The 12,495-nt window shown below is 72.5% G+C and carries 5 protein-coding genes; 3 read left to right on the forward strand and 2 right to left on the reverse strand.

Features of this window, described 5'->3' with window-relative positions; genetic code table 11:
* The first annotated feature begins 359 nt into the window (after positions 1-359).
* Positions 360-7,946 (forward strand): SDR family NAD(P)-dependent oxidoreductase, encoded by a 7,587-nt coding sequence (locus tag ACZ4NB_RS34320; protein WP_467666953.1) that lies wholly within the window; start codon positions 360-362, stop codon positions 7,944-7,946.
* Positions 7,947-7,959: 13 nt separating this feature from the next.
* The gene (locus ACZ4NB_RS34325) at positions 7,960-9,309 is read left to right on the forward strand and encodes a cytochrome P450 (RefSeq protein ID WP_467666954.1); all 1,350 of its coding nucleotides are present in this window, start codon (positions 7,960-7,962) and stop codon (positions 9,307-9,309) included.
* Between the two features lie 73 nt (positions 9,310-9,382).
* Here the strand turns inward: ACZ4NB_RS34325 and ACZ4NB_RS34330 are convergent, their stop codons facing one another.
* Together ACZ4NB_RS34330 and ACZ4NB_RS34335 are read right to left on the reverse strand one after the other, a co-directional pair.
* On the reverse strand, positions 9,383-10,369 hold the full coding sequence (locus ACZ4NB_RS34330; RefSeq protein ID WP_467666955.1) for an MsnO8 family LLM class oxidoreductase: 987 nt from the start codon (positions 10,367-10,369) through the stop codon (positions 9,383-9,385).
* Positions 10,370-10,471: 102 nt separating this feature from the next.
* Entirely contained in the window at positions 10,472-11,299 is an 828-nt protein-coding gene (locus tag ACZ4NB_RS34335) for an alpha/beta fold hydrolase (RefSeq protein WP_467666956.1), read from the reverse strand.
* A 207-nt stretch (positions 11,300-11,506) separates the two neighbouring features.
* Here ACZ4NB_RS34335 and ACZ4NB_RS34340 point away from each other — a divergent pair, with 207 nt between their 5' ends.
* Positions 11,507-12,379 (forward strand): alpha/beta fold hydrolase, encoded by an 873-nt coding sequence (locus ACZ4NB_RS34340; protein WP_467666957.1) that lies wholly within the window; start codon positions 11,507-11,509, stop codon positions 12,377-12,379.
* The last annotated feature ends 116 nt before the right edge of the window (positions 12,380-12,495 follow it).

Here is a 12,495-nt window from a genome sequence, read left to right on the forward strand (position 1 = left end):
TCCTGAAACCCCAGGCCAGTTGAGGCCGCAGGTCATCGCGTAGGAAACGGTCCCCCACAACGGTGAACTTGCCGTCGGGCCTTTCGGTCCGGCCGTCCTGCCGACCCCACGAAAAGTCCTGCTCAGTGAGTTGACGCGGCTTCGCGGGGGTGGTGTCGGCGCGCTCGGTGCAGAGTTCTGCCCTCTCGTGCCGCGTCGGGAGTTCTTGGAGCATTGCACTGTCGGCACCAGTGGGCAGCGGCAATGCCCGGCAGCGCGCCCATCGTCTCCGAGAGCGCGCCTTCCGCAGAGAAGTGGCGAGGCCCTCAGCAGCGCTCGCGTCCCACTACATCGCCCCCGGCACCGTGTGAGGAGCGCGTATGGGCGCCAGCAACGTCTCTGGGCGGTACCAACCGATCGCCATCGTGGGAGCCGCCTGCCGGCTGCCCGGCGGGATCACCGATGTGGACGGATTGTGGCAGGCGCTGGAAGCGGGCCGGGACCTCGTCGGTGAAGCACCCGCCGAACGGTTCGACGCCACCCGATTCATCGACACGAGCATGCCGCGCACCGGCAAGAGCTACACCGCCGCGGGCGGCTTCCTGGCCGATGTCGCCTCCTTCGATGCCGAGTACTTCGGCATCACGCCGAGGGAGGCCGCGCAGATGGACCCCCAGCACCGGATGCTGCTGGAGCTGGCGGCGGAGGCGCTGGACGACGCGGCGATCGCCCCGCGCACGCTGGCGGGTTCGCATACCGCGGTCTACGTGGGGATCTCCGACGCCTCTTACGGCGGCCTGCAGTTCATGAGACCGCGCTCGGTGAACGCCTACACCATGGTGGGGGCCGCCTCCTCGCTGGCGGCGAACCGTCTCTCCCACTGCCTGGATCTGCGCGGCCCCAGTATGGCGATCGACACGGCCTGCTCGTCCTCCCTGGTGGCACTGGACCGCGCATGCCGCACGCTGTGGGACGGCACCAGCCCCACAGCGCTCGCCGCGGGGGCGAACGTGCTGCTCAGCCCGTATCACTTCGTGGGGTTCTCGCAGGCGTCCATGCTCTCGCAGCGGGGCAGGTGCGCGGCCTTCTCCGCCGAGGCGGACGGCTTCGTACGGGCCGAGGGCGGCGGGCTGGTCGTCCTCAAGAGGCTGGCGGACGCGCGGGCGGACGGCGACCGGGTGCACGGGGTGATCCTCGGCAGCGGCTCCAACTGCGACGGCCGTACGGCGGGGATCTCCCTGCCCAATCCCGAGGCGCAGGAAGAGCTGTTGCGCGAGCTGTACGAGGAAACCGGGGTCCGGCCCGATGAGTTGGTGTACCTGGAGGCGCACGGCACCGGCACCCTGGTCGGGGATCCGGTCGAGTGCCAGGCCATCGGCCGTGCGCTGGGAACCCGGCGGCAGGCGGGAGTGCTGCCGATCGGCTCGGTGAAAACGAACCTGGGCCACCTCGAACCGGCCTCCGGCATCGCCGGCCTGCTCAAGGCGCTGCTGGTGCTCCGCCACGGCACCGCTCCGGCTTCCCTGCACAGCCAACCGGCCAACCCCGACATCGATTTCGCCGGGCTGAACCTCGCTCCGGTGACCAGCCCCCTGCTCCTGCCGGCCACGCCGCGACCGGTGGTGGGCGTCAACTCCTTCGGCTTCGGTGGTGCCAACGCCCATGTCATCGTCGGCGCCGAGCCGGCGGTACCGGATGCCGCGGGGGCGGCCGAAGAGACCATGGACGCCGCGCGCCCGGTTCTGGTCTCCGCACGTGCCCCGCAGGCCCTGCGGGAAGCGGTGCACGGTATGGCCGAACGGCTCGCGCGGACCGAACCGGATCAGTTCTACGACCTTGCCTACACCGCGACCAGGCGACGGGGCGCACACCGGCACCGGGCGGTAGTGATCGCGGACGGGCCGCGGGAGGCGGCCGACCGGCTGGCGGCGATCTTCCCCGGCGAGGAGGAGGCAGGAGCAGGAACCGGGGAGGCGCAGGGGCAGTGCGGCGGGGCGGTCGGTGAAGCGGCGGAGCACGGCCGGGTGGCGTTCGTGTGCTCCGGCAACGGGTCGCAGTGGGCGGGCATGGGCGCCGATCTCCTGGACGGCGGCGGGCCCTTCGTCACCGCGCTCGCGGCTGTGGATGCGGAGCTGCTGCCGCATCTGGGCTGGTCCGTGGCGGAGAGGCTGGGCACGGTCACGGAGGCCGAGTTGGCGGCGACCGAGGTGGCCCAGCCCCTGCTGTTCGCCGTGCAGATCGCCGTGGCGGCCGTGCTGCGTGCGGGCGGCATCATCCCGTCCGCCGTGTTCGGGCACAGCGTGGGCGAGGTGGCCGCCGCGCAGATCGCCGGGGCGCTGAGCCTTGAGCAGGCGGCGCGGGTCATCGCCGAGCGCTCCCGTGCCCAGGCGGAGACCGCGGGGTACGGCAGGATGGCGGCCCTGGCCCTGCCCCGGGAGAGGGCCGCCGAGGTCCTTGCCGACTATCCGGGGCTGGAGTTGGCGGCGGTCAACTCGGACCGTGATGTGACCGTCTCCGGCCCCGAGGCCCCACTCCTGCGCCTGACCGCCGACATGACCGCCCAGGACACCCTCTGCACGGTGCTGGAGCTGGACTACGCCTTCCACAGTGCCGCCATGGACGCCCTGCGCGAGCCGCTGCTGCGGGCCCTGGACGGCCTGGCGCCCTCCCCGGCCCACCTGCCGCTGTTCTCCACGGTGACGGGAGCCCGGATCGACGGCACCGAGCTGGACGCCGCCTACTGGTGGCGGAACGTGCGCGAGCCCGTGCAGTTCGGCCCCGCGGTCGAGGCCGCGAGGCAACACGGTGTGGACATCTTCCTGGAGCTGGGGCCGCATCCCGTCCTCCGGCCATACCTGCGCCGGGCCACCGGCCGGCCCCGCCCGGGGACCCCGGCCGTCGTGCCCACGCTGCGCCGCGCGACGGACGGCGGCCAGGCGCTGCACACGGCGGTCGAGGCCGCCATCGCCGCCGGCGCCGACATCGACTGGACGCGGTACTTCCCCCGTCCGGGCCGGGTGGTGGACCTCCCCGCCTACCCCTGGCAGCGCGAGCGCCACTGGAGCGGCACTCCCCACGACTGGGTGTCCAGCAGCGGCAACGGCCAGGTGGCGCACCCCCTGCTGGGGGAACGCATGCCCGGCCCGCACCCGCTGTGGCACGGCGCCGTCGAACCGGCGCTGGTGCCGTGGATGGCCGATCACAAGCTGGCCGGGTCCGTCGTCGTACCCGCCGCCGCCTATCTGGAGATGGCCCTGGCGGCGGGCGAACGGGCGCTGGGGACGCCGGTGTCGGTGGACCGGATGGACATCAGCAGCCCACTGACCATCCCTTGGGCCGAAGCCTCCGGCGTCCACACTCAGCTCGCGGTGAACCCGGATGACGGGGTGGTGACCATCACCAGCACCGAAGAGGGCACCGGCGATCCACGGCCGCATGTGCGCGCACGAGTCCGGCGACGCATCGGCAGCGCGCCCGGCTCCTTGGACCTGGCCGGCCCCCGGGCCCGCTGTACCCGCCGTATCGCGGCCGCCGACCAGTACGCGGAGCTGGCGGAGCGAGGGTTGGGGTACGGACCCGCGTTCCAGGTCCTGACCGAGCTGCACGTGGGGGCGGGCGAGGTGCTCGCCGGCTACCACCAGGACGTCCCGAGGCGGCAGTTCACGGTGGACCCCACTCTGCTCGATGGCGCACTGCAGTCCGGTGCCCCCTTGCTGGAGGGGATCGCGGTCGACGGCGACGCCTACCTGCCCTCGGCCTTCGAAGCCGTCCGTGTCTGGCGCGCACCCGCCGCCACGGGCCTTGTGCACGTACGCGAGCGGTCCTGCGCCCCGGTCGAAGTGTGCTGGGACATCACCCTCACCGACGAGGACGGCACGGTCGCCGTCGAGCTGGAAGGCTGCCGTCTGCGCCGCCTCGCCAACCCCGTGCACGCACCCGTGGGCCGGCATCACACCGTGCTGCGTGCCGCCCCGCATGCCGCCGCCCCGGCCGTGCCGAGCCCGCTGCCCGCCTCCCAGCTGATCGCCGCCGCCTGTGAGGAGCGGATCGCGGAACTGCGCGGGGCCTACCGGCCGTTGAGGATCTCCGAGAGCGTGGAAGGGGCCCAGAAGGGCTTCGCGGCAGAAGTCGCGGCAGCCCTGGCCGACCTCCTGCCCGCCCCTTCCGAGCCCTTCACCCCGGCCGAGCTGACCGCGGCCGGCATGCTGGCCAAGTACCTCCCCCTGATGGAGGTGGAACTGCCCGCTCTGGAGCGGCACGGTTACGCCACGCGCACGGCATCTGGCCACTGGACGCTCACTCACGCCGGACCGAAGTCTTCGGACGCACTCAGGTCAGCGGTGCGGGAGTCTCCCCACACCATCAACGAGACCGCGCTGGTGGTACGCAACTGCACGCGCTTGCTGCCGACGCTCCGCGGGGAATGCGACCCGCTGGAGATGCTGACCGGCGAAGGGGCGGCACACGCCCTGGAGCAGTTCTTCGACACCGCGCCCTTCTTCCGCTTCCACCACCGCATCGCGCAGACGCTCGCCGGCGAGATGGCGCGGCGCTGGCCCGCCGACCGCCCGCTGCGCGTCCTCGAAGTCGGCGCCGGTACCGGCGGCCTGGCCGGCGCCCTGCTCCCCGTTCTGCCGCCCGATCGCACCACCTACATGTACACAGACGTGTCGGGATTCTTCCTCCCCCGCGCCCAACAGCGGTTCGCGTGCTACGACTTCGTGCAGTACCGCACCTTCGACCTTGATCTGGATCCGGGAGACCAGGGTCTGGCCGAGGGCAGCTTCGACCTGGTGGTGGCGGCCGACGCCCTGCACACCTGCAAGGACCTCACCGCCACCCTGGAGCGGCTCGCCGCCCTCCTGACACCCGGTGGCCGTCTGCTCGGCTTCGAGAACCACCACCCCGAAACGCTGATCCCCTGGTACGGAACCGTGGACGGCCTCTGGCACCACCACACCGACCGCGGGCTGCGTCCGCGCTCCGCCCTGCTGCCCCAGGAGGAATGGCCGCCGCTGCTGGAGCGATGCGGCTTCACCGACATCGTCCGGACCGGGGACGCCGCCGCATCGGCCCTGACCTCGGCCTCCGTCATCCTGGCGACCGCTCCCCAGAGGCCCCGCGCGCTGCCGCCCGCACCTCACGTCGTCCCGGAGAGTGCGGCGTTCGTCCTCTTCACGGAAGCACCCTCCGAGGAGCCGCTCGCCGGCTCCGTGGCGGAGTTGCTCGCGGCGGGGGGACGGCATTCGGTACACCTCCTCCGGGCCGATGAGGACGTACGCGCATGGCAGCTCATCGCCGGTGAGCGGGCGGCGGAACTCCATCTGGTACTGATCCTGGCCGACAGCGCACCGTGCGACGTCGGCGAACTCACCGGGCGTACCGCCCAACGGGCCACTCTGCTGTGCGACTTGGCGCGGGCCGACGAAGGCCGACGACCGCACGGCCGCACCTCGCTGTGGCTGGTGACCCGTCCCAGCGGCGCCCTCCCCGCTCCCGAGCGTGCCGGGACCCCCGCCGACGCGGCGGCCTGGGGCATCGCCCGCACACTCGGCAACGAGTACCCGGACCTGTCCGTCCGCCGGATCAGCCTGGAGCGGTCCGGTTCACCGGCTGCGGACGCGTCCTCGCTGGCCCGCGAGTTGCTCACGCCCTCGGACGAGGACGAGATCCTCCTCGCCCGCGAGGGGCGGTTCGTCCCCCGCGAGATGCCGCTGCCCGCCACGCCCGCCCGAGCTCCGGACCATTACGCCCTGGACGTTCACAGCCCCGGCCTGTCCTACACCCTCAGCTGGAAGGCGGCCGAGCCGCGGGTGCCGGGCCCCGGAGAGGTCACGGTGGCGGTGCGGGCCGCCGCGTTGAACTACCGGGACGTCATGTCGGTGACCGGTCTGCTGCCGTCCGAAGCCAGCGAAGGGACCCTCTACACGGCACCGGGTATGGAGTGCGCCGGCATCGTCACCGCCGTGGGGCCCGGGGAGAGCGCGCTGGCCGTCGGCGACCGGGTCTTCGGCCTCGCGTCCGCGGCACTCGCCTCCCACGTGACCACACCGGCTCGGTCGATGCGGAACATCCCGGACGGCATGTCCTTCGAGGCCGCGGCGACCCTTCCGGTGGCCTTCTCCACCGTGCACTACAGCCTGGAGCACCTGGCCCGGCTGCGGCCGGGAGAGACGGTCCTGGTGCACGGCGGCGCCGGTGGTGTCGGGCTGGCCGCGCTCCAGTTCGCCCAGATGCGCGGTGCGCACGTCATCGCCACCGCGGGCAACGAGGTCAAGCGCGATCTGCTGCGTACCCTCGGCGTCCAGCAGGTGCTGGACTCCCGCACCCTCGACTTCGCCGGTCAGGTCGGCCCCCTCACCGGTGGGCAGGGCGTCGATGTCGTCATCAACTCCCTCGCCGGCGAGGCCATCGACCGCAGCTTCGAACTGCTGCGGCCCGGGGGACGGTTCATCGAACTGGGCAGGCGCGACATCTATGAGAACAAGCCGCTCTCGCTCGCCCCGTTCCGCAACAACCTGGCCTTCTTCGGCGTGGATCTGCTCTCCCTGATGCACCGGCCCGACGAGGCACTCACCCTGGTCGAGGAGGTCGGTGAGCGGGTACGCGACGGTGCCTACCGGCCGCTGCCGCACACGGTGTTCCCGGCGGCGCGGGTGCGCGAGGCGTTCGAGCTGATGCAGCACTCCCGTCACATCGGCAAGGTCGTGGTCGCCTTCGACCCCCTCGACGAACCCGTCACCGTCGAAGCGGCCCCCGCCCGCCCCGCCCTGGATCCGCGGGGTACCTACCTCATCACCGGAGGGCTCAGCGGCTTCGGGGCCGCCACCGCACACTGGCTGGCCGACCGTGGCGCCCGCCACCTCGTCCTGGTCGGTCGGCGCGGGGCGGCCACCCCCGAGGCCCCCGCTCTTCTCGACGCGCTGACCCGCCGCGGCGTCCAGGTGACCGCGCACGCGGTCGACTGCACGGACGCCGAGACCATGCGTGCCCTGATCGACGGCATCGACGCCGGACGCCGACCGCTGCGCGGCGTGGTGCACTGCGCCATGCACCTCGACGACGCGCCGCTGAGCGAGCTGTCCGAGGAGCGTTTCTCCGCCGTGCTGGCCCCCAAGGCGGGCGGCGCACTGGTGCTGGACCGGCTCACCCGCGACCGGCGGCTCGACCTGTTCCTGCTGGTCTCCTCGGACGCCGCGTACGTCGGCAACCTCCACCAGGCCCCGTACGTCGCGGGCAATCTCTTTGTCGAAGCCCTGGTACGGCAGCGCCGTGCGGCCGGGCTCCCCGCCCAGGCCATCGCCTGGGGCGCGCTCGGCGAAACCGGATATGTCATCCGCAACGACCTGGCCGCCCAGCTCTCCGCCATCGGCTTGGAACCCCTCGGCCTCCGCGACGCGTTCGCCGCCCTGGACGATCTGCTCACCCGCGACACCCCGGTGGCCGGAGTCGCCCGCTGGAACTGGGGCCGGGCCCTCGCCCTCACCTCCACCCTCAGCGCCCCGCGCCACAGCCTGCTGACGCCGTCGCACGGCAAGGAGGGCGGCCGATCCCGCGAGGAGCTCCTCGCCCAACTGGCCGGTCTGCCCCCGGAAGAGGCGCGCGTCGCGCTGCAGACCGCCATCACGCGGCTGCTGGCCGGCGTCATGCAGATGGACCCGGACGCCCTCGATCCGCGACGCCGGCTGGACGAGTACGGGCTCGACTCCCTCATGGGCGCCGAACTCCTGACGTCCACCCGCCACCAATTCGACGTCGACATCCCCCCGATGGAGTTCCTGCGCAGCGGCCGCACCATCGACGGCCTCACCACCCTGCTGCACCTGCGCCTCGGCCTGCACAACGACCAGGCCACGGCCGCCGCCGATCCCACGACCCCGACCACCGACCTGCCCGGCCAGCGGCCCCGCACTTCCGAGACACCCGAAACTCCCGAACCTCCCGCACTGCCCGTACCGCGAGCCTGAGAGGGACAGCGATATGCCACAGCGGCCACCCGCGCGCGCATCGGCCCTGGAGACGATCCTGCTGGGCGTCACCGTCCTCGTACCCACCCTGGCCCAGGGGGCGATCCTGCGCCGCCCCCGCATGGTCCGCCTCGCCGCCAGATTCGACACCAACCGCAGCGCCAACCGCACCCTCGCTCGCCTGCGCCGACGGCACGGACCGGGCCCGGTCTCGGTCAACATCCCCGGGCGGCGGGTACTGCTGCTGCTCTCCCCGCAGGACGCCCGCCACATGTTCACCGCCACTCCCGCCTCGCTCACCTCCGCCAACCGGGAGAAGGCCGGCGGCCTGCGCCACTTCGAGCCCGACGGAGTCCTGATCTGCCCCACCGAAGTCCGCCCCGAACGCCGCGCGTTCAACGAAGCGGTCCTCGACTGGGACAGCCCGGCCCACCGGCTCTTCCCGGCCCTCGCCCCCCGCATCCGCGAAGAGGCCCAGGCCCTCCTCGACCTCCACCTCGGCTCGGGTCGGCCCCTGGTCTGGGACGATTTCTCGGCGGCCTTCTGGCGCGTCATCCGCCGTGTCGTGCTCGGGGACGCCGCCCGCGACGACCGCCGCATCACCGAACTGCTGGCCGCCCTCCGCACCGACGGCAACTGGCTCAACCTGCTCAGGCCGAAGGACCGCACCCGCGAGGCGTTCCTCACCGCCGTGCGCGCGTATGTGGAGCGTGCCGAGCCCGACAGCCTGGCCGCCCTGGTCGCCGCCACCCCGTGCACCGAAGCGGCCCGACCCGCGGGGCAGATCCCGCACTGGCTCTTCGCCTACGATGCCGCCGCCATCGCCGCGTACAGCGCCCTCGCCCTCCTGGCCGGCCACCCCGAACACGCCGACCGTGTGCACACCGAGATCGACGGCATCGCACCCGACCGGCCGGCCACCGCCGACGCGCTGCCCCTGCTGCGGGCCTGCGTCCTGGAGTCGCTGCGGCTGTGGCCCACGTCGCTGGCCATCCTCCGCGACACCACGACGGAGACCACCTGGCACGACGGCACCACCACCCCGGCCGACACCGGCGTCGTCTTCTACAGCTCCTTCTTCCACCGCGACGCCCGGCATCTGCCGTACGCCGACGAGTTCGAGCCCGACGCCTGGCTCGACGGCCGCAACCAGGACAACTGGGCGCTCGCGCCCTTCAGCCACGGCCCCGCGAAATGCCCCGGTCAGGACCTCGTCCTCTTCACCGCAGCAACGTTCCTCGCCACGCTGCTACGCGACCACAGGGCCCTCCTGCTGCTCCCCCGGCGCCCCCTCGTCCCTCCGGCCCCGCTGCCGCACACCATCGACCACACCTCCCTGCGCTTCGCGCTGACTCCCAAGTAGGCGCGATCCTCCCGGCCGCCGCCCGTCCGGACGGCGCCCTGAGTGATTCCTGCGTCCCTGCAACGCGTGCTTCCTACGGCGCCTTCGCGGCCTCGACGTGCTTCTTGACGAGTTCGTAGGAGTGGATGCGGTCGTCGAGGTCGTAGACGGGGGTGGTCAGCATCAGCTCGTCCGCTCCGGTGGCCTCGGCCAGTTGCGCGAGCCGGGTCACGACGGTCTCGGGCGTCCCGACGGCCTGCTGCCCGCGGAAGGCGGCCAGTGCCCGGCGCTCGTCCGCCGTGAAGGGGTGGGCGGCCGCCTCCTCGGGCGTGGGGAAGGGGATCTCGCTGAGGCCCTTGAGGAGGCCGGCCTTGACCACGTTCATCGGTCCGCCCCGCCGCACGGCCTCCTCCTCCGTCTCGGCACACACCGTCTCGACGCACAGCAGCACCCGAGGTCGCTCGCACCAACGGGACGGGGTGAAGTCGGCCCGGTAACGCTCCAGCGCCGCCGGGGTGTTCTCCGGCCGGATGTGGTGCGCGAGGGCCATCGGCAGGCCGAGGCTCGCCGCGAGAGCGGCGCCCGCGGTGCTGGAGGCCAGCAGCCACGGCTCCGGCAGCGGGTCGAGCGCGACCTCGTCGACCAGGAAGGCCAGGATCGCGGCCACGTCGTCGCGGTACTCCGCGTCCGTCGTCGGTCCGGCCCCGCGGCGCAGGGCCCGTGCGGTGGCCTCGTCGAAGGTGCCGGGGCCGCGGCCGATGCCCAGGTCGATGCGGCCCTGGTTCAGGGCGGCCAGCGTGCCGAATTGCTCCGCCAGTGCGAGGGGGGCGTGGTTGGGCGCCAGTACTCCGCCCGAACCGAGGCGGATCGCCGAGGTCGAGGCGGCGGAGTGCGCGGTCAGCACAACTGGCGGGAAAGCGCCGATGGCGGGCGAGTGGTGGTGCTCGGCGTACCAGACCCGGTGGTAGCCCAGCCGTTCCATCCCCTGCGCGAAGGCGGTGGTGTCGCGCAGGGTCTTCACGGCTCGGGTCCCCGTCTGGACCATCGCGACTTCCAACGCTGAAAGCGGTACATCGATCATGCCGTCAGCATAGGGACCGGGTGGCGGGCGAGGGCCCGGCGATCCACCTGTTCTCGGCCACCCGGCGGGGGCCGGTGCGGCAGGCCGGATCGATGCCTGCGCTCAGTCCCCGATGACCTCGATGGCCCCGATGGCCCCGAAAGCCTTGCGCAGTGCCCCGGCGAAGTCCGCCGTGTGGGACAGGAAGCCCACATGCCCGCCGGGGAACTCCACGATCCCGGTGCCGACCCGCTCCGCCAGGGCCCGCGTCGTACGGTGCAGCAGCGTCTCGGGTCCGTCGCCACCGACCACCAGGGCGAACGGCCCGCCGCGCAGCGCCTCGGCGTCCGGCCTGAAGCGGACGAACGAGCGCAGCTCGTACGCCAGGCAGGTCTCCATGTTGGCGCGGATGCGCGCCAACATCTGCTGCACCGGTACGGGCAGGTTCTGCGCTGGTTCCGGCGGTCCGTCCACGCCGATCTCCGTAGTGAACCTCCGCATCGCGGGGCCTGTGCCCTCGCGCTCGTACAGCTCGTACACCTCCTGGAACAGGGCGTGCCAGCGGTCGGCGTCGGGCAGCAGGTCGATGACGAACGGCTCGTGCGCCACCAGCGCCCGCACCTGGCCGGGGTGCCGGGCCAGGAGGTCCATGCCGATCATGCCGCCGTAGCTGGTGCCGAAGACATAAGCCGGCTCCTCGCCGGCGACCGCGCCGAGCAGGAGGTGGGCGTCCTGGCCGTGGTCCTCGATCCGCTGCGCCCGGGACGGGCCGGTGAGGCGGCTGCGGGAGTTGCCGCGCAGGTCGTAGGTGACGACGGTGAAGCCGTCCGCCAGCAGGCCGGCCAGCGGCGCGAACATGGCCGCGTCGCCGTCACCGCCGTTGACGAGCAGCAGCGGCGGACCCGATCCGCGCACTTCGTAGTGGATCTCGGCCCCGGGAGCGCTCAACATGCCTGTCTTCATAGGACCTTCAGGGTGCACCGGTGACGGGGGCCGGGGCAATCACCTGATACCGTCGCCGTGCACATGACCGACCTAGGAGGTGAGACCCATTACCGCTGTATCAGGCTGGGTGCTCTCCTCCCACATGGCTGTGCGGTTCATCTGACGTAGGTGGCCCTGGGAGCGCCCACAGGCATCCCGAAAGGCCCACACCCTATGCATCTCATCTCGGAGACGACGTCCGAGTCCGTCTCGCCCACCTTCTCCGCGTACGACGGAACCCCGCTCGCCTACCACGTCTTCGGCGACGGCCGTCCCGTGGTCTGCCTGCCCGGGGGGCCGACGGACTCCGCGTACCTCGGCGACCTCGGTGGCCTCGCCGCACACCGCCGGTTGATCCGGCTGGACTTCCGGGGCACCGGTCGGTCGGCCGTCCCGGTGGACACCGCCTCCTACCGCTGCGACCGGCTGGTCGAGGACGTGGAGGCCCTGCGCGAGCACCTCGGCCTGGACCGGATCGACCTGCTCGGGCACTGCGCCGGTGCGAATCCGGCCGTCCTGTACGCGAGCCGCCATCCGGAACGCGTGCGCAGGCTCGCGCTGATCACACCGAGCGTCCGGGCCGTCGGCATCCCGATCAGTGACGCGCTCCGGCTCGCCACCGCGCGGCTGCGCCGGGACGAACCGTGGTTCCCGGCGGCCTTCGCGGCCCTGGAGGCGATCGCGGCGGGCCAGGCCACCGAGGGCAGTTGGCAGGCCGTCGCCCCGTTCTCGTACGGCCGTTGGGACGAGGCGGCGCAGGCCCATCAGGCTGCGGCGGACCAACGGACGGACAGGGAGGTGGTGGCCGCCTTCGGCGCCGAGGGCGCGTTCACCCCGGAGGCCACCCGCACCGCGCTCGCCCGCTTCGCCTCGCCGGTCCTCCTGCTGGCCGGGGAGGTCGATCCGGGCGCCCCTCCCGCCACGGTGGCCGAGTTCGCCGGACTGTTCCCCGATGCCGAACTCGTCGTCCAGCCCGGGGCCGGACACCATCCGTGGCTCGACGACGCCGAACGGTTCGCGGCAACCACAGCGGGGTTCCTGGAGTAGGACGCGACAACGACGCCCTGGTCCGATCCCGAGGAGCATGAATTCCGTCTGGTCCAGCACTGCTGAGCGGCGCCGTACTCCGCGGCGCCCTCCGGTGCTCACCGTTCGGTGGCGGG

The sequence above is a fragment of the Streptomyces sp. NPDC026575 genome, from assembly GCF_055567415.1.

Excerpts from the sequence above, each read along its gene's own strand:
- ACZ4NB_RS34325 (WP_467666954.1), top strand. The coding sequence starts at position 7,960 with ATGCCACAGCGGCCACCCGCGCGCGCATCGGCCCTGGAGACGATCCTG.
- ACZ4NB_RS34340 (WP_467666957.1), top strand. The coding sequence starts at position 11,507 with ATGCATCTCATCTCGGAGACGACGTCCGAGTCCGTCTCGCCCACCTTC.
- ACZ4NB_RS34335 (WP_467666956.1), bottom strand. The coding sequence starts at position 11,299 with ATGTTGAGCGCTCCCGGGGCCGAGATCCACTACGAAGTGCGCGGATCG.
- ACZ4NB_RS34320 (WP_467666953.1), top strand. The coding sequence starts at position 360 with ATGGGCGCCAGCAACGTCTCTGGGCGGTACCAACCGATCGCCATCGTG.
- ACZ4NB_RS34330 (WP_467666955.1), bottom strand. The coding sequence starts at position 10,369 with ATGATCGATGTACCGCTTTCAGCGTTGGAAGTCGCGATGGTCCAGACG.